Genomic DNA, 18,003 nt, shown 5'->3' on the forward strand with positions numbered 1-18,003 from the left:
CAATATTATCGGGGTAAAACAGATGACCCCATTAAGTACTGGTCTACTGCTTGGGCGCATTGGCGACCTTCACGAATTGCCCAAACTACTAAGGATTGACCGCGGCGCATATCCCCCGCAGCAAAAACCTTGGAAACGTTAGTTTGATAGGCATTTTGACCATCTACCGTGGCTTTAGCATTGCCACGAGCATCTTTGTCAACGCCAAATGCATTGAGCACCTGCTGAACTGGTGATACAAAGCCCATAGCTAAAAGCACCAAATCTGCCTTGATCTCAAATTCAGAATTGGGAACTTCGGTCATCTTGCCGTCTTTCCATTCCAAACGAACACCAATCAATTTTTCTACCTTACCGTTTTTACCTTCAAAACGTTTGGTTCCCACTGACCAATCGCGATCACAACCTTCTTCGTGCGAAGAGGAGGTACGCAACTTGGTTGGCCAATAAGGCCATACCAATGGCTTGTTCTCTTCTTCTGGTGGCTGAGGAAGCAGCTCAAACTGCGTGATCTTGGTCGCGCCATGACGGTTCGATGTCCCCACGCAATCAGAACCCGTATCACCGCCACCAATCACGACAACGTGTTTATCAGTTGCACGAATTTCGTTCTTAAAGTCGCCTGCATTTTCTTTGTTTTGGGGAATCAAGAAATCCAATGCATAGTGCACACCAGCCAATTCACGACCCGGTACTGGCAGATCACGTGGTTGCTCAGCGCCACCAGTAATGACCACTGCATCAAAATCTTTCATTAACTGCTCAGGCGAAACAGTCTTGGTAGAGTAATTTTTTACTTCTGCACCCATGGCTTCTTTACCAACAAAAACGCCTGTTTCAAATTTCACGCCTTCGGCCTGCATCTGCTCTACACGACGATCAATCAGCCACTTCTCCATTTTGAAATCTGGAATACCGTAACGCAGTAAACCACCAACGCGATCGTTCTTCTCAAACACGGTCACATCATGACCAACGCGCGCTAATTGTTGGGCGGCTGCCATACCTGCAGGACCACCACCAACAATCGCTACCTTCTTGCCAGTCTTCGTTTTAGAGGGTTGCGGTTTTACCCAGCCGCTTTCCCAGCCCTTATCAATAATGGCGTGCTCAATGGACTTAATGCCAACGGGTGCACGATTAATGCCTAATGTACAAGCAGCTTCGCAAGGTGCTGGACAAATACGACCCGTAAATTCTGGGAAGTTATTAGTAGACTGCAAAACATCTAAGGCATTCTTCCAATCGTTATGAAACACCAAGTCATTGAAGTCTGGAATGATGTTATTCACTGGGCAGCCGTTATTACAGAACGGAATACCACAGTCCATACAACGCGCGCCCTGAACTTTGGCTTCTTCGTCAGTTAACGCTACAACGAATTCTTTATAGTGGTGGAGGCGTTTAGTGGGCGCTTCGTATGTCTCATCGACGCGCTCAAACTCCATAAATCCAGTGACCTTACCCATATCTAATCCTTAGTATCTTTTCTTAATATCCGTCTATCTGTTTACTTAAGCTACTTAAGCAGCGACCGTTTTCTTCTGAGCCTTTTCCCACAACTCACCTAAAGCACGCTTGTACTCAGTGGGGAGAACCTTCATAAAACGACCGCGGGCATTTTCCCAATCAGCCAAGATTGCTTTAGCGCGCTCTGAACCGGTATAGCGGAAATGACGCTCAATCAGGCTCTTCAAGATTTGTTCGTCTGTTAAGCGCTCGCCACCATCTTTAACATCGACAGGAGCATGCCACTCAGACTTCGGCATCTTGGCGTTTTGTTCGGCAGAAGGAAGTACTTTTTCCAAAGTCGCCATGCTGGTATTACAACGCTTATCGAATAAACCATCTTCATCATAGACATAAGCAATACCGCCGCTCATGCCGGCAGCAAAATTACGACCTGTTGTACCCAACACGACTACGGTTCCACCAGTCATGTACTCACAACCATGATCGCCAGTACCTTCAACAACTGTAGTAGCACCAGAGTTACGAACTGCGAAACGTTCACCAGCAACGCCATTAAAGAATGCTTCACCAGCGATTGCACCGTACAGAACAGTGTTGCCAACAATGATGTTCTTCGCCGTATCGCCACGGAACTCATGTGGAGCACGAACAATGACGCGACCGCCGGACAAACCTTTACCCACGTAGTCATTTCCATCGCCAACTAAATCTAAAGTGATGCCGCGTGCCAAGAAGGCTGCGAAGCTTTGACCAGCAGTGCCATTTAATTGAATGTGGATAGTGTCATCAGGCAAACCTGCATGACCATAGCGCTGCGCTACTTCACCAGAGAGCATTGCGCCTACTGTGCGGTTCACGTTCTTGACTGGAACAATGAAAGAGACTTTCTCGCCACGCTCTAAGGCAGGCTCGCTCTTCTCAATCAAAATATTGTCAAGTGCACTTGCTAAACCATGATCTTGAGTGAGCACTTGATAACGTGGAACGTCTGCAGCCACTTGAGGTTCAGCAAAAATCTTGCTGAAGTCCAGACCATGTACCTTCCAGTTCTCAATGCCTTTACGGGTATCTAACAAATCAACGCGACCAATCAAGTCATCGAACTTACGAATACCCAATTGCGCCATGATCTCGCGCGCTTCTTCTGCGATAAAGAAGAAGAAGTTCACAACATGCTCAGGTTTACCAGAAAACTTCTTACGGAGTTCTGGGTCTTGAGTAGCAACGCCTACTGGGCAGGTATTCAAATGACACTTACGCATCATGATGCAACCCTCAACCACCAATGGAGCTGTTGCAAAACCGAACTCATCTGCTCCCAATAAAGCGCCGATTACCACATCGCGACCCGTCTTCATTTGGCCGTCAGCCTGAACACGAATACGGCTACGCAAACCATTTAGAACCAAGGTTTGCTGAGTTTCAGCCAAACCAAGTTCCCATGGTGAACCAGCATGCTTGATTGAGGAAAGCGGTGAAGCGCCAGTACCGCCATCATGACCAGCAATCACAACGTGATCTGCTTTGGCCTTAGCAACGCCAGCAGCAACCGTACCAACACCTACTTCAGAAACCAGCTTGACTGAAACGTCGGCTTTTGGATTGACGTTTTTCAAATCGTGAATCAACTGGGCGATATCTTCAATTGAATAAATGTCATGGTGTGGAGGAGGAGAAATCAAACCAACGCCCGGTACAGAGAAACGCAACTTACCAATGTAGTCAGATACTTTTCCGCCTGGTAATTGACCGCCCTCACCTGGCTTTGCACCTTGCGCCATTTTGATCTGAATCTGATCAGCCGAACGGAGATACTCAGTAGTGACGCCAAAACGACCAGAAGCTACTTGTTTAATCTTAGAGCGTAATGAGTCTCCATCAAGCAATGGAATATTAGCTTCAACAACATCACTGCCTAAGATGCTAGAGAGGGTTTCGCCCTTCTTGATTGGGATACCTTTGAGTTCATTTACATAACGATTGGGATCCTCGCCACCTTCTCCCGTATTGGATTTACCGCCAATACGATTCATCGCAATCGCTAGAGTAGCGTGCGCTTCAGTAGAGATCGAACCCAAAGACATCGCACCTGTTGCAAAACGTTTAACGATTTCTTTTGCAGACTCAACTTCATCCAATGGAATAGCTTTACTTGGATCAAGCTTGAACTCAAACAAACCACGCAAAGTCATCTGACGCTTAGTTTGGTCATTAATAATGTTGGCGTACTCTTTATAAGTCTGGTAGCCCTTCTCCGCTCCAGTGCGAGTAGAGTGTTGCAACTTCGCAATCGTGTCAGGCGTCCACATATGGTCCTCACCACGAATACGGAATGCATATTCACCACCAGCATCTAACATATTGGTCAATACTGGATCATTACCAAATGCAGCACCGTGCATGCGCAAGGCTTCTTCAGCCACTTCAAATACGCCGATACCACCAACATTAGATGGAGTGCCTTTAAAGTACTGATCAATGATGTCGTGGTTTAGGCCGATTGCTTCAAAAATCTGTGAGCCGGTATAAGACATGTAGGTAGAGATGCCCATTTTGGACATGACTTTTTGCAAGCCCTTACCAACTGCTTTCACGAAGTTCTTCACGGCTTTTTCAGCAGATAAATCACCTGACAAGCCTTTAGCCATCTCAGCCAAAGTTTCCAGTGCGAGGTATGGATGAATAGCTTCCGCACCATAACCCGCCAAGAGCGCAAAGTGGTGTGTCTCGCGCGCACTGCCGGTCTCTACTACGAGACCAACGCTGGTACGTAAACCTTTTTGAACCAAGTGCTGGTGAATTGCTGAAGTCGCCAACAATGCAGGAATAGCAACGTGCTTCTCATCCACTTGACGATCGCTGACGATCAAGATGTTGTAGCCAGAACGAACAGCGTCAGCAGCTTCCGCACACAAAGATGCTAAGCGCGCTTCGATACCGGCTTTACCCCATACTGCTGGATAGCAAATGTCTAACTCGTAAGAACGGAATTTACCATTGGTGTAGTGACCAATGTGACGAATCTTAGTGATGTCATCAAAATCCAAAATCGGCTGACTCACCTCTAAACGCATTGGAGGGTTGATATTGTTGGTATCTAACAAATTAGGCTTAGGCCCAATGAAAGAAACCAAAGACATCACCATGTTTTCGCGGATTGGATCAATCGGCGGATTGGTGACCTGCGCAAATAATTGTTTGAAGTAGTTATAGAGAGGCTTGTTCTTATTTGAGAGAACAGCCAACGGACTGTCATTACCCATTGAACCAATCGCCTCTTCACCATTCATGGCCATTGGAGCCATCAGGTATTTGATATCTTCTTGGGTATAACCAAACGCTTGTTGGCGATCGAGTAATTTTGCTGCTGGGCGAATGGTTGTCTTCTCATCGATTAAGTCTGCCTTGCTGGCATCCACTTCATCCAACTTTACCCGCACTGCATCAATCCAGCTCTTGTAGGGCTTGGCTTTAGAGACAGCATTCTTAAGTTCAATGTCATCAATGATGCGACCTTGTTCCATATCGATCATGAACATCTTGCCTGGTTGCAGACGCCATTTTTGAACAATCTTGCTTTCAGGAATTGCTAACACGCCAGCCTCAGAAGCCATGATGACCAAGTCATCATCCGTTACGTAATAACGTGCTGGGCGCAAACCATTGCGATCCAAAGTTGCACCAATTTGACGACCATCAGTAAATGCCATTGCAGCAGGGCCATCCCATGGCTCCATCATGGCTGCGTGGTATTCATAAAATGCGCGGCGGTTGTCATCCATCAAGGTATGTTGTTCCCATGCCTCAGGAATCATCATCATCATGGCTTGTGCCAATGGATAGCCAGACATTACCAATAACTCTAAGCAGTTATCAAAGCAGGCAGTATCAGACTGACCTGGATAAATGAGTGGCCAGAGTTTTTTTAAGTCGTCACCGAGGACTGGAGAGCTAATCGCACCTTCACGTGCATTAACCCAATTCACGTTACCCTTAACTGTGTTGATCTCACCATTGTGCGCAATCATGCGGTATGGGTGAGCCAACTCCCAAGCTGGGAAGGTGTTGGTAGAGAAGCGTTGATGTACTAGGGCTAAAGCAGATACAGTCCGCTGATCCTGTAAATCTTGATAGTACGCACCTACTTGATTTGCTAATAACAAACCTTTGTACACAATCGTCCGTGCAGACATCGATGCTACGAAATATTCTTTGCCATGCTTCAAATGCAAATCTTGAATAGCATGACTTGCTGTTTTACGAATCACATATAACTTCCGCTCCAGTGCATCCGTTGTCATGATGTCGCGCCCGCGACCGATAAAAATTTGACGAATGAATGGCTCTGTCATTTGTACCGTTGGAGACATCGGCAACTTCACATCTACCGGCACATCTCTCCAACCTAAAACAACCTGACCTTCTAAACGCACAGTGCGCTCTAATTCTTGCTCGCAAGCCAAACGTGATGCATTTTCTTTTGGCAAGAAAATCATGCCAACACCATACTCACCGTATGGAGGCAATGCGACTCCTTGCTTGGCCATCTCCTCGCGATACAAAGTATCTGGGATCTGAATCAAAATTCCTGCACCATCACCCATCAGTGGGTCAGCACCAACAGCGCCCCGGTGATCTAAGTTCTCCAAAATCTGCAGGCCCTGAGAAACAATCTCGTGTGATTTTTTACCCTTGATGTGGGCAACAAAACCTACGCCGCAAGCGTCATGCTCATTGCATGGGTCATATAAACCTTGAGCAATAGGACGAAGAACTGAATTGAGTTGTGTGGTCATAGTATTTCCGAGGGCGACAAAGGCCTAATAACTTTTGGAGGATCAAATATAGGGGAATACCCATACCGATGCAATAGAAATAAAATGACTCTGTCCCATTTATTTTCAGGCAAAACCATAATCCGTTTTTTAATTAGGGACAGACTCGAGGCAAGCAGCACTTCAAATACTACTCAATAAACCCTATCCTTTTGTATTTAAAGGGTTTATTTTCTTTGGGCGTCCTCGAGTACGAATCTGAACTAACTCAGGAGCATCTTTGAATAGCTTTTTGGCATAAATATCGCTTATCCAAGGCTTTGAACGGACCAAAGATTCGGTGATTTGTTGGTCTTCCCAGTGAGGGGCGCCCTCTTTGACAAACTCGGCCCACTTCATTTGTCTCTCAAAGGGGGTATTGCCCAACTTCCAAAAATGCTGATGGTCGACCAGCCAAGGTTCTGCATTTCCCCCAATATGAGTGGTAAAGCTAGTCCAGACTGAATCCTGAGGATTAGATTCATATCCAGCCCTTACTGGATTCAACTCAATATAGCGCTGGCAACGCAAAAAATAATTGGGGTCAATGAGAGATGAACGATACCTCCCCTCCCAAATTGTTCCAGAGCGATGATGCTGTTGATTAAAGTACTGGGCATAGCGTCGACCTAAAGACTGCATTGTCTTTGCCAATGAATCGTCATTTTGGGGGGTCATTAATAAATGCACATGATTTGGCATTAATGCAAACGCATGAATAGCGCAAGCAAACTGTTTTGCTGCTTGACGCAACCATTCCAAATAAATCCGTCGATCATCATCGCTAAAGAAAAGTGTTTCGCGATTATTGCCACGCACCATCACATGCATTGCTTGGCCTGGTATGACAGTGCGCGCTTGCCGAGCCATGCTGATGACGAACTACTGTAGTTCGCGTACTCCACCACTGCGAGAGAACTCAGGAATAAACCAATCGCCATCCGCTTGCGTTACACCCTCTGGAACAGGACGTGATTCTTGTGGAGAATCTCTCAAAGCGGTCGTCATATAAGCAATCCACATTGGTAAAGCAAGGCCGCCACCAGTTTCACGATCACCCAAACTGGCTGGCTTATCAAAACCAATCCAAGCAATGGCAACAACTTGAGGGTTGTAACCTGCAAACCAGGCATCATGGGATTCATTAGTAGTGCCCGTCTTACCAGCAATATCGTTACGCCCAAGCTTGACGCGGGCCGATGCAGCAGTGCCTGTCTTGGTCACTTCTTGCAGCATGCTATCCATCACAAAGGCAGTACGAGCATCTAAAACACGAGGGGCGCCATCACCTACGCGTGTTGGTTTAGCTTCAAACAAAATAGTGCCTTTCGCATCTACCATCTTATCGATCAAGAATGGATCTACACGATAACCACCATTTGCAAACACACTATATGCGGAAGCCATTTGCAAAGGTGTTACTGATCCCGCACCCAAAGCCATGGTCAGATAAGGTGGATGCTTCTCTGGCTCAAAACCAAATCGTTGAATAAATTCCTGAGCATATGAGGGACCAATCGCACGAATAATACGGACAGATACCAAGTTCTTTGATTTAGCCAAAGCATTCCGTAAACGCATCATGCCGTCATATTTACCATCGTAGTTTTTTGGCTCCCACGCTTGGCTGCCGGTCTCTAAGCTACCTATGGATAAAGGTGCGTCATTGACCATCGTGCTTGGCGTAAAACCTTTTTCAATTGCTGCAGCATAAATAAACGGCTTGAATGAAGAGCCTGGCTGACGTAAGGCCTGGGTCACGTGATTAAATTGATTGCGACGGAAATCAAACCCTCCTACCAAGGAGAGAATCGCGCCCGTATTTGCATTCATAGATACAAAGGCAGCTTCAACCTGTGGCAATTGCGCCAGCTTCCATACACCACCGTCCGATAGCAATCTCACCACTGCGCCTGGACGTAGACGCTTTTTGGGCTGAGTACTGTCAGTCAAAGAAGCTGTGGCTAACTTCATACCATCGCCCTTGAGCGTAATAGTGTCGCCAGTAGAAATCATCACCTGCATTTCCTTTGGCTTTACATCCAATACAACACCAGACTGCAAGTCATCCAACTGAGGATAGGCTAACAAGGCTTCGTCGATAGCACGCTGACGTTTCACCTGCTCTTGAGGTAAATCAATAAAGCCTTCTGGACCACGGTATGCGTGGCGCAGGTCATACTCGAATATTCCACGACGCACTGCTTTATAAGCGGCGTCTTGGTCGGCCTTCAAGATGGTGGTGTATACATCGATCCCTTGAGAATAGATTGCTTCGCCGTATTGACTAAACAGTAATTGGCGGACCATCTCGGCAGGGAAATCTGCGCGCACTGCAAACTCATTACCTAGTCCACGGATGCGCAACTCCTCAGCCATTGCTTTTTGGTATTGCTCAGTACTGATGTAGCCAAGATCGCGCATGCGCTGCAAAATATATTCTTGACGAATCTTTGCGCGCCTGTAATTAGTCACTGGATTGTATGCCGAAGGGGCTTTAGGTAATCCGGCCAACATCGCCGATTCTGCAATCGAGATATCTTTTAAGTCCTTGCCGAAATAAATCTGTGCTGCACTAGAAAATCCATATGCCCGCTGGCCCAAGAAAATTTGGTTCATATAGATTTCAAGGATCTTATCCTTAGTTAACTGAGATTCAATTTCCCAGGCTAACAAGACTTCATAAATTTTCCTGCTAAAGGTTTTCTCATTACTCAAGAAGAAATTACGAGCAACCTGCATCGTAATAGTCGAGGCACCCTGTGAAAGGTTACCTCGCAAATTAGTTGCTGCTGCCCGAATGATTCCCACATAATCTACGCCACCATGAGAGTAGAAGCGATCATCCTCAATGGCCAATACAGCGTTTTTCATGCTCGCTGGAATTTCACTCAGCGGAATGACTTTGCGGCGTTCTTCACCAAACTCACCGATTAATACCTTATCAGCCGTATATATACGCAAAGGTGTTTTGGGGTTGTAATCCGTTAATGCAGAAATTTTTGGCAAATTGGGTTTGGCTATCAGAAAGGCGTATCCCAATATCAGCGTCACCACGAATGCAGCGGCTACGCCAATAATGAGTAATGCTTTAACAAGGGGGCTGCCAGAAGATTTGCGTGGCGCGCCTGGATCGACTCGAGGCTGACGTGGACGTCTGTCGGGCTGACGAATAGGACGTTGATTAAACGTCGGCTTGTCTTTTGGGGGAAGCGCCATAAGCTTAAATTATAGGGTGCCTAGGCAATTCCACCGAAAGCTCCAAAACCCTCGTTTTCCGACCACTAGTTCAATAAAGGCTGATAGTTTTTTGTCTCCCACATTCTCAGAATATGGGCATGCCTTCACGCCAAATATCCCCGCAGTCCTTTGATGAAATTTTGACTGAACTTGGGGATGATCCTGCAATCCCAGACCCCCATGGAATCCGTAAATCTGGTAGCCCCAAAACCCAGCCAAAAGTACAGGTCCCAAGTCAGATTCCATCTGTAGCTGATCTCAAGAAAATTGGCATATTAATTGCAGTGGTTGTCGGCCTAATTGGTCTAGGGATTGTCTTATTTACTGCTTACGGTTCTTCGCAAGCCTCTGAGGAATCGAATCTAGCAATGACACAAAACCAGATTTCAGAACTCAAAAAAGAATTGGCTAATGTACGTGAAGAAATTCTAGTAATTGAGGATGATCTATATGATGCAATTGATTTATTAGAAGTAAGTATTCACTCATTAAACCACAATAAGCCTTCAATAACCACAAAACCTAAACCTCAAACAATTCCTTTCGAGGCTGAACTTCGTCGTTGGCGTTACTTGGGGCTTAGCCAAATTGGCTCATCCCAGCGAGCCTTTTTCCACAATGGGAAAGGAACGGTCATGCTTGAAAAAGGATCTCTCGCACTGGGTGATTGGAGGCTTAGCCAGCTCGATAAAGAGCTTGCCATCCTTACCCATTCTCAAGGCAAATCTTTTACTCTCAAACCCGCCAAAACTGAATGATCTTTCCACTCAAAAACCACATCCTATGCCTAGTCCTAATGACGATTGTTTTAAGCACCCCCACAGCTGGAACGCTTGCGCAAAATAAGGAGCTAGAAGTGCCTATCAGTTTGCAATTTACTGATATTGATGTGGTTGAGCTTTTACAAATTCTTGCCAAACTTGGCAGCACCAATTTTTTATTAAGCGAATCCATCAAAGGCAAGATCACGGTCGATCTTCACAACACGCCTTGGCAAACTGCCCTCCACTCCATTTTGGCTAGCCGAGGTTTGCGCTTAGTCAGAAATGGTGACATCTACTGGATTGGTCCACATGCGGAAATTGCTGCATTTCAGAAATATCGCCGCGAAGATGCTGCACTTCCTTTTGGCGGGGATCACATCAATAGTCCACAACAGATCTTGATTGAGGCTCGCATTGTAGAAGCAGATGAGCGCTTTGCCCGTGAGCTTGGCGCCAAACTGGGTTACCAAGTAAATTCCCTAGGCGGAATTCCAGATAACAAAATTAGTAGTAGCTTTGATTTGGCTGGCACCGGCTTAAATGGCTTTAACCCCGCAGCAGTTGCGGCAACCTTAGTTTCTAAGAACGCTAGCCGCCTTTTACAGATGGAGCTCTCAGCACTCGAGTCGGAAGGTCAGGGCAAGATTCTCTCTAATCCGCGCATCATGACAGGAGATCAGGTGAAGGCCACAATTGAGCAAGGAACCGAACTGCCATACCAAACCACCTCACAAAATGGTAGCAAGCTGCAGTTCAGAAAAGCCAACTTGCGTTTAGAGGTTTTGCCCAAAATCCACCCTGATGGAAAAATTTCTATGTTGGTCGGGATCAATAAAGACACTATTGGCATGAAAACAGAGCAGGGTTACGCCATCGATACCAAAAGCCTCAGCTCCGAAGTCACCGTAGAAAACGGTGGCACTGCCATTATTGGTGGAATCTTCCAAACCACCGAAAGAGAGGATGAGGTCAAGGTGCCTCTATTGGGAGATATCCCCCTGATTGGCCATTTATTTCGCCATAAATCCAAATTAAAAGATAAAACTGAACTCCTAGTCTTCCTAACCCCCACTGTTCTAGATAAACCCTAATAAAATCAAAGGGTGAACTCTATAACGAACAATATCTTTCTAATCGGCCTCATGGGCGCCGGAAAGTCGACCGTTGGTAAAGTTCTAGCAAAAAAATTGGGGCGTCGATTTTTAGATGCTGATCATGTTATTGAAGAGCGTTGTGGTGTAAAAATTCCCGTCATCTTTGAGATGGAAGGTGAAGAAGGCTTTCGCAAGCGCGAAGCTCAAGCCATCCGTGAGGTCACGAATGAAAAAAATATCGTGCTTGCTACTGGTGGTGGCGCTGTATTACTGCCAGAGAATCGCAAGGTCCTGAGCGAAAAAGGCACCGTCATTTATCTTCATGCTAACCCGATTGAGTTGTGGCATCGTACCAAGAGTGGCGAAGGTCGCCCCCTGCTTCTCAACGGGGATGCAAAAAAAATTCTAGAAAATTTATACGTCATTCGTGATCCTTTATATCGCGAGATTGCTGATCATGTCATTGAAACTGGTAAGCCCAGCGTCAATCAGCTGGTGAACACCTTAATCATGCAACTTGAACTTTCCACTTGAAATTTATGATGAAAACACTTGAAGTTGATCTTGGTAATCGCAGCTATCCAATTTACATTGGCACTGACTTAATTGATCAGCCCCAGTTATTTAACGCCTGCGAAAAATCAAGCTCGATTTACATCGTCACCAATACAACAGTGGCCCCCCTATATGCCCAGCGCCTTACCAAAACTCTAGAAACTTTTGGCAAGCCGGTAAGAACTATCACCCTGCCAGATGGTGAGTCATATAAAGATTGGAAAAATCTCCAATTGATTTTTGATGACCTTCTAAAATTCGGCGCCGATCGTCAAACTATGTTAGTAGCTTTGGGTGGTGGCGTGATTGGAGATATGACTGGCTTCGCAGCTGCTAGCTTCATGCGTGGTATTCGCTTTATTCAAGTGCCAACCACTCTTTTAGCTCAAGTAGATTCTTCCGTTGGCGGCAAAACGGGCATCAATCATCCTTTAGGTAAAAACATGATTGGCGCCTTTCATCAGCCGGTTGCCGTCATTGCTGACCTGAATACTTTGAAGACACTGCCACCACGCGAACTATCTGCAGGCCTTGCTGAAGTAGTGAAACATGGTGCGATTGCAGATTCTCAATTTTTAGATTGGATTGAAGCAAATGCAAAATCATTACTAAACTGTGATACCGCTGCAATGGGTCATGCAGTCCTGCGTTCTTGTGAAATTAAATCCGCAGTGGTTTCTGCTGACGAGAGAGAAGGTGGCATTCGTGCTACCTTGAACTTTGGGCATACCTTTGGTCATGCGATTGAGGCAGGCATGGGTTACGGTGAATGGTTACATGGTGAAGCGGTTGGATGCGGCATGGTGCTTGGTGCAGACTTATCTTGCCGACTCAATTTCATTACCAAGGCAGAGGCTGAGCGTCTAACCAACATTATTCAGTCAATGAATCTTCCAATCGCTCCGCCAAAATTTGGTGCTGAGCGTTATATGGAACTCATGCAAGTTGATAAAAAAACGGAGGGAGGGCAAATCCGCTACGTAGTTCTAGAAAAAATTGGTAAGGCGCAAATTAAAAGCGTGCCAGATGCACAGGTTATTGATACCTTAATAGCAACTGGGGCTGCTTAAACCTTGATTAGTTGAATCTTGACTGGCTGCCCCGCTTGGGTGCTAGCAAATTCTGAAAGATCGCTCAAAAGCTCTTTGCCAGTCTTAGTGTCCAGCCATAGGGGCTGCGACATGGTTCCTGCCCAGCGATAGTGATATCCGCCTGATTTCGCAGCTACCCAAATTTCATGGAGCGGGGCTTGGGTATTGACCACAATCACGCTTTTATCCCGAAACCGAATATTGATGACATTGCCTCCTTGGCGCTCCACATCCAGATCGAGATCCAACTCATCATCGGCAGATTCTAATGCCACTTCGATCGACTGCAATAGATTGCTGCCCAACTGGTAAAACTGCTTGTCGTCAATGGTTTCCACACCTGAATTATTTGGATTCATAACAGAGTCCTGCATGCTATATTCAATCATTCGTTTTAGAGACATTCATGATAGCGATTCTTAACAGAGCCCTTGGTATTAGCCTCCTAATATCCCTTGTGGGATGTGGGGTTAGAGGTCCCCTGTTCATACCAAATGTGCCGCCTGCTCCTACAGCCCCCTCTGAGCCTGAGCCTAAGGGCAAACTATACCCGCCACCCGCCACTTCATCATCGGTCCAGCAATGACAAGCAAAGTAATTCCTCTTCCTAAATTATCTGGATTTACTGAGCGTAGTGGCAATTGGTATGCCGAAGACATTGCGCTGGCGGATTTAGCAAAAGAGTTTGGTACCCCACTTTACGTTTACAGTAAAAAAGCGCTGACTGAGGCATACCAAGCCTACGACAAAGCTTGCATGGATAGCAAAGGCAATCGTCGCGCACGCGTTCACTACGCCATGAAGGCCAATAGTAACTTAGCCGTCATTGATTGCTTTAAACAACTTGGTGCCGGTTTTGATTTGGTTAGTGGAGGCGAATTAGCTCGTGCATTAGCGATTGGCGCAGACCCTAAGAGCTTGGTATTTGCTGGCGTTGGTAAATCCGCCTCTGAAATTGCAACTGCACTCAAAGCCGGTGTCAAATGCATCAATGTGGAATCGATTGCTGAGCTTCACAAAATTAATCACGTGGCAACCGAACTTAAGTTACGTGCCCCGATTTCCTTACGCGTCAATCCTGATGTCGATGCGCAAACACATCCCTATATCTCTACCGGTTTAAAAGGAAATAAGTTTGGCATCGCGTATCACGAAGTATTAAAAACTTATCGTGAAGCGGCACAACTCTCTCAAATTGATGTCGTTGGTATTGATTGTCATATTGGCTCTCAAATCACCACGACTGCGCCTTACCTAGATGCGCTCGATAAAGTATTGGATCTGGTAGCGCAACTGAAAAAAGAAGGCATCGTTATTCATCATCTTGATCTCGGTGGTGGTCTCGGAATTTCCTATAGTGATGAAACGCCTCCTGATATCACCGACTTCACTAATACCTTATTAAATCGAGTAGCAGAACGCGGGTTTGGGCATTTAGATGTTGTCCTTGAGCCTGGCAGATCCCTAGTAGGTAATGCTGGTGTGCTTTTGGCTACCGTTGAATACCTCAAGCCCGGTGCTGAGAAAAACTTTTGCATCGTTGACGCAGCCATGACTGAACTCATGCGCCCTGCCCTGTATGAGGCTCACCATGGCATCGTTCCAGTACAAGCTAAAGAAGCCAAGGGGCTCACTTATGACATCGTGGGTCCTGTATGCGAATCAGGTGATTGGCTTGGAAGAGATCGCTACCTTGCCGTTGAAGAGGGTGATCTTCTGGCTATTCTTTCTGCTGGTGCTTATGGATTTGTGATGGCCTCAAACTACAACACGCGCCCCAAACCAGCAGAGATTATGGTTGATGGAAAGAATGCTTATGTAATTCGTGCTCGTGAAAAAACGACGGACTTGTTTGCAAGTGAAAGTGTTTTACCAAAATAATTTACGAGAAAAATTACCACTGCTTTAGAAATGTTGGACAAATAAAAACCCCGCTGAATGAGCGGGGTTTTTATTTAAAGCTTGGAAAATAGCTTAGTGCAAACCAGCCATGTAGTCGGCAACTGCTTTCATTTCTTGGTCAGACAACTTAGTAGCAATCGTTGTCATCTGGCTGCTATTTTTACGAACGCCTTCGCGGAAAGCGAGCAGCTGTGCATTGGTGTATTCAGCCCACTGGCCACCCAAGAGCGGATACTGCGCAGGAATACCAGCACCCGTTGGGCTGTGGCATGCTGCACAAGCAGGAACGCCTTTTGCTGCAATACCGCCACGATAAATACTTTGACCTAACTCAATCGTATCTTTGTTTTGTGCAACACCTTGTGAAATCGATTGCTTAGCTAAATAGGCAGCAATATTTTGCATATCTTGTTCGGTCAAAGTGGCAGCCATACCCATCATGATTGGGTTAGCACGACTACCTTCTTTAAAGTTCTTCAACTGCTTGGCTGTATAGGCCGCATGCTGAGCAGAGAGTTTTGGCCATGCACCGACTGCGCTTTGGCCTTTAGGGCCATGGCAAGTGATACAGGCAGTAACGCCACGCGTTGCATCGCCGTTTGAATATAAAGTCTCACCAACAGCTGGATCAGTTTTTGGCTTGCCTGGAACCGCAGCCTTAGCTTCAGCAGCTGGAGCCATAGGTGCAGCATCAGCTGCAATTGCCACGCCAGAAGCGCCAACTAGGGCGAAAATGGAAAGGGCTACAAAACCAGCACGCAAGCTAGTGAATTTGGAGATTTGGGAGGTTTGACGCATTATGTTTACCTTGGCAAAAATTCCTAAAAGTGTTTGGGCCCTACATTTACAACCTTTTTACCCAACACCATGAGATATTTCATGATTTGGCGTGATTTTACAATAGCTTCAGGACATGTCTAAACTCTTTCAAGCCCGATTCGCCACCACAGTCAATGACACCCATTGCCTGCCTGCCACACCCCTGCGTGAGGTAGCCTTTGCTGGTCGCTCAAATGCGGGTAAATCGAGCGCAATTAACGTCCTTTGTAACCAAAAAAGGCTTGCTTTTGCCAGCAAGACCCCTGGCCGGACCCAACACATCAACTATTTTGGTCTTTTCTCAAAAGACGACCTTTTAGCCTATTTAGTGGACTTACCAGGCTATGGCTATGCCGCCGTGAATCATGAGACCAAATACCACTGGAACGCCCTTCTCAGTGACTATTTACAAGAGCGCGAGCAATTAGTTGGTATGGTTCTGATTGTCGATGCGCGGCGCGGCATTACCGATCTTGATGAGCAAATGATTCAATGGTTTGTTCCAACAGGCAAATCGATTCATATCTTGCTCAGTAAGTGCGACAAACTCAATAAAAGCGAATGCAAACATGCTCTGGAAGCCGTCCGCAAACAACTCCAACAATACGACCCTGCGCTTCCAGAGGGCACTGGTGACTCCAAGCAACTTACGGCACAATTGTTCTCAAGCACCAAGCGTATTGGCCTTGAAGAGGCAGATAATTTAATTATTAAATGGCTATTTGAAGCAGAAACCCATGAAGATGAAATCACAAGCTAGCTCTTTACTTAACTTTCCAGAACATCGCCCTCGTCGTATGCGTCGAGATGATTGGTCACGTCGACTCATGCAAGAAAATAGCGTGTCTGCGAACGACTTGATCTATCCAGTCTTCTTACTAGAAGGCCAAGGCAAATCTGAGGCTGTTGCTTCCATGCCCGGCGTCAATCGTGTTTCATTAGATTTGTTATTGCCTGTTGCGCAAGAGTGTGTTGATCTAGGTATTCCAGTGCTAGCACTTTTTCCAGTAATAGATGCTTCGTTAAAAACACCTGATGGTAAAGAAGCATTCAATCCAAATGGCCTCATCCCTAATGCAGTTCGTGAACTCAAAAAACGTTTCCCGAATTTAGGCATCATGACGGACGTTGCGCTTGATCCGTATACAAGCCATGGTCAAGATGGCGTTCTCGATGAGCAAGGCCGTATTCTGAATGATGAGACTGCAGCGATCTTAGTAAAGCAGGCAGTTGCACAAGCAGAAGCTGGTGTCGATATCGTTGCACCATCAGACATGATGGATGGTCGTATTGGAAAAATTCGGGAAGCACTTGAGCAAAAGAATTTAATTCATACGCGCATCATGGCTTACTCAGCCAAATATGCATCGGCCTTTTATGGCCCATTTAGAGATGCAGTAGGTTCCGCCAAGAATCTTGGTAAGGCTGATAAGAAAACTTATCAAATGGATTGCGCCAATGGTGACGAGGCTTTGCGGGAGGTTGCACTAGATATTAGCGAAGGCGCAGATATGGTCATGGTCAAGCCTGGCATGCCTTATTTAGATATCGTGCGTCGCGTGAGAGAAGAGTTTGATTACCCCACTTATGCCTATCAAGTGAGCGGCGAATACGCGATGCTCAAAGCTGCTGCACAAAATGGTTGGCTAGATCACGATGCTGTCATGATGGAATCTTTACTTGCATTTAAACGTGCTGGTGCCGATGGTGTGCTGACTTACTTTGCGCTGGAAGCAGCAAGACTCATGAAATCAGGTAGGTGAAGCTTCTTTGAATTGATCGCCAATTCTGATTTGGCCAGAGTCTAAAATTTGGGCTCTAATACCACCCCTGTTTTTAAATGCAGAAATAAAATCAGACTTCTTGCTTAAACTCGCTGGGCGCTCACAGGGGATACATAATTCTGTAGCTTTTAGTCGAATTGAGCCCAGAAAAAATTCTTTTCCAACTAACTGATTGAGATCTTCTGCGCTCACACTCTCAATCACGATATTTCTTCTTGTTTCACTCGGAAGATAGGCCTTTAATCCGCCCGCCGCCAACTCTTCGTTAGCAACTTCAATTCCTGAAAGCGCAATCAGAGAAACATCCCTGATTTTTGCTGGAACAGAGTCAGAGAATGCGCCGATACCAAGCGCGTATCTATCGCCCTCAATTCCTACGCCAGGACTAAGTCTCGCAGCATCCCTTTTAATCATGGGCTCACCGGCCTGAGAGGCAATATAAATCGAGTGTATTTTGATCATAGTGA

The 18,003-nt window shown here is 46.1% G+C and carries 15 protein-coding genes; 8 read left to right on the forward strand and 7 right to left on the reverse strand.

Annotation, left to right across the window (positions count from 1 at the left end; genetic code table 11):
• Positions 1–5: 5 nt before the first annotated feature.
• From VC178_RS02590 to VC178_RS02605, 4 genes are all read right to left on the reverse strand, one after another.
• A complete protein-coding gene (locus VC178_RS02590; RefSeq protein WP_323481532.1) occupies positions 6–1,469 on the reverse strand; it encodes a glutamate synthase subunit beta in 1,464 nt (487 codons plus the stop codon).
• Positions 1,470–1,523: 54 nt separating this feature from the next.
• Positions 1,524–6,269, reverse strand: coding sequence for a glutamate synthase-related protein (locus tag VC178_RS02595; RefSeq protein WP_323481533.1), 4,746 nt, complete (start codon positions 6,267–6,269; stop codon positions 1,524–1,526).
• A 183-nt stretch (positions 6,270–6,452) separates the two neighbouring features.
• On the reverse strand, positions 6,453–7,157 hold the full coding sequence (locus VC178_RS02600; protein ID WP_323481534.1) for a transposase: 705 nt from the start codon (positions 7,155–7,157) through the stop codon (positions 6,453–6,455).
• A gap of 12 nt (positions 7,158–7,169) precedes the next feature.
• Entirely contained in the window at positions 7,170–9,506 is a 2,337-nt protein-coding gene (locus VC178_RS02605; RefSeq protein ID WP_216175976.1) for a penicillin-binding protein 1A, read from the reverse strand.
• Between the two features lie 119 nt (positions 9,507–9,625).
• Between VC178_RS02605 and VC178_RS02610 the strand changes: the two genes are divergently transcribed.
• Genes VC178_RS02610 through aroB form a run of 4 tightly spaced genes read left to right on the forward strand, consistent with a single transcriptional unit; the run spans position 9,626 to position 13,010 of the window.
• Entirely contained in the window at positions 9,626–10,285 is a 660-nt protein-coding gene (locus VC178_RS02610) for a hypothetical protein (protein ID WP_323481535.1), read from the forward strand.
• A gap of 38 nt (positions 10,286–10,323) precedes the next feature.
• Positions 10,324–11,382, forward strand: coding sequence for a secretin and TonB N-terminal domain-containing protein (locus tag VC178_RS02615; RefSeq protein ID WP_323481536.1), 1,059 nt, complete (start codon positions 10,324–10,326; stop codon positions 11,380–11,382).
• Positions 11,383–11,394: 12 nt separating this feature from the next.
• Positions 11,395–11,919, forward strand: a complete 525-nt coding sequence (locus VC178_RS02620) for a shikimate kinase (RefSeq protein WP_323481537.1) — start codon at positions 11,395–11,397, stop codon at positions 11,917–11,919.
• A gap of 8 nt (positions 11,920–11,927) precedes the next feature.
• Positions 11,928–13,010, forward strand: coding sequence for a 3-dehydroquinate synthase (gene aroB / locus VC178_RS02625; protein WP_323481587.1), 1,083 nt, complete (start codon positions 11,928–11,930; stop codon positions 13,008–13,010).
• Here the strand turns inward: aroB and cyaY are convergent.
• Positions 13,007–13,390, reverse strand: coding sequence for an iron donor protein CyaY (cyaY, locus tag VC178_RS02630; protein ID WP_215319476.1), 384 nt, complete (start codon positions 13,388–13,390; stop codon positions 13,007–13,009). The two genes, aroB and cyaY, sit on opposite strands and share 4 nt — an antisense overlap.
• A gap of 47 nt (positions 13,391–13,437) precedes the next feature.
• Between cyaY and VC178_RS11425 the strand changes: the two genes are divergently transcribed.
• Both VC178_RS11425 and lysA read left to right on the forward strand, forming a co-directional pair.
• Positions 13,438–13,617 carry a lipoprotein gene (locus VC178_RS11425; protein WP_223146553.1) on the forward strand — a complete coding sequence of 60 codons (180 nt, stop codon included), beginning with the start codon at positions 13,438–13,440 and terminating at the stop codon, positions 13,615–13,617.
• Positions 13,614–14,912 carry a diaminopimelate decarboxylase gene (gene lysA, locus VC178_RS02635; protein WP_323481538.1) on the forward strand — a complete coding sequence of 433 codons (1,299 nt, stop codon included), beginning with the start codon at positions 13,614–13,616 and terminating at the stop codon, positions 14,910–14,912. Before VC178_RS11425 ends, lysA begins: the two co-directional genes overlap by 4 nt.
• 93 nt (positions 14,913–15,005) lie before the next feature.
• Here lysA and VC178_RS02640 read toward each other — a convergent pair whose 3' ends face one another.
• Positions 15,006–15,731 carry a c-type cytochrome gene (locus VC178_RS02640; protein ID WP_215296117.1) on the reverse strand — a complete coding sequence of 242 codons (726 nt, stop codon included), beginning with the start codon at positions 15,729–15,731 and terminating at the stop codon, positions 15,006–15,008.
• A gap of 115 nt (positions 15,732–15,846) precedes the next feature.
• Here VC178_RS02640 and yihA point away from each other — a divergent pair, with 115 nt between their 5' ends.
• On the forward strand, positions 15,847–16,512 hold the full coding sequence (yihA, locus tag VC178_RS02645) for a ribosome biogenesis GTP-binding protein YihA/YsxC (RefSeq protein WP_323481539.1): 666 nt from the start codon (positions 15,847–15,849) through the stop codon (positions 16,510–16,512).
• Positions 16,496–17,515, forward strand: coding sequence for a porphobilinogen synthase (hemB, locus tag VC178_RS02650; RefSeq protein ID WP_323481588.1), 1,020 nt, complete (start codon positions 16,496–16,498; stop codon positions 17,513–17,515). The genes yihA and hemB overlap by 17 nt, the downstream gene beginning before the upstream one ends.
• Here hemB and VC178_RS02655 read toward each other — a convergent pair.
• Positions 17,504–17,998 carry an MOSC domain-containing protein gene (locus VC178_RS02655; protein ID WP_216175966.1) on the reverse strand — a complete coding sequence of 165 codons (495 nt, stop codon included), beginning with the start codon at positions 17,996–17,998 and terminating at the stop codon, positions 17,504–17,506. The two genes, hemB and VC178_RS02655, sit on opposite strands and share 12 nt — an antisense overlap.
• Positions 17,999–18,003 lie beyond the last annotated feature (5 nt).

It is taken from the genome of Polynucleobacter sp. AP-Sanab-80-C2, from assembly GCF_035012965.1.
Taxonomy (GTDB): domain Bacteria; phylum Pseudomonadota; class Gammaproteobacteria; order Burkholderiales; family Burkholderiaceae; genus Polynucleobacter.

Coding starts and splice junctions, on each gene's coding strand:
- VC178_RS02590 (WP_323481532.1), bottom strand. CDS start 1,469: ATGGGTAAGGTCACTGGATTTATGGAGTTTGAGCGCGTCGATGAGACA.
- VC178_RS02595 (WP_323481533.1), bottom strand. CDS start 6,269: ATGACCACACAACTCAATTCAGTTCTTCGTCCTATTGCTCAAGGTTTA.
- VC178_RS02600 (WP_323481534.1), bottom strand. CDS start 7,157: ATGGCTCGGCAAGCGCGCACTGTCATACCAGGCCAAGCAATGCATGTG.
- VC178_RS02605 (WP_216175976.1), bottom strand. CDS start 9,506: ATGGCGCTTCCCCCAAAAGACAAGCCGACGTTTAATCAACGTCCTATT.
- VC178_RS02610 (WP_323481535.1), top strand. CDS start 9,626: ATGCCTTCACGCCAAATATCCCCGCAGTCCTTTGATGAAATTTTGACT.
- VC178_RS02615 (WP_323481536.1), top strand. CDS start 10,324: ATGACGATTGTTTTAAGCACCCCCACAGCTGGAACGCTTGCGCAAAAT.
- aroB (WP_323481587.1), top strand. CDS start 11,928: ATGAAAACACTTGAAGTTGATCTTGGTAATCGCAGCTATCCAATTTAC.
- cyaY (WP_215319476.1), bottom strand. CDS start 13,390: ATGAATCCAAATAATTCAGGTGTGGAAACCATTGACGACAAGCAGTTT.
- VC178_RS11425 (WP_223146553.1), top strand. CDS start 13,438: ATGATAGCGATTCTTAACAGAGCCCTTGGTATTAGCCTCCTAATATCC.
- lysA (WP_323481538.1), top strand. CDS start 13,614: ATGACAAGCAAAGTAATTCCTCTTCCTAAATTATCTGGATTTACTGAG.
- VC178_RS02640 (WP_215296117.1), bottom strand. CDS start 15,731: ATGCGTCAAACCTCCCAAATCTCCAAATTCACTAGCTTGCGTGCTGGT.
- yihA (WP_323481539.1), top strand. CDS start 15,847: ATGTCTAAACTCTTTCAAGCCCGATTCGCCACCACAGTCAATGACACC.
- hemB (WP_323481588.1), top strand. CDS start 16,496: ATGAAATCACAAGCTAGCTCTTTACTTAACTTTCCAGAACATCGCCCT.
- VC178_RS02655 (WP_216175966.1), bottom strand. CDS start 17,998: ATGATCAAAATACACTCGATTTATATTGCCTCTCAGGCCGGTGAGCCC.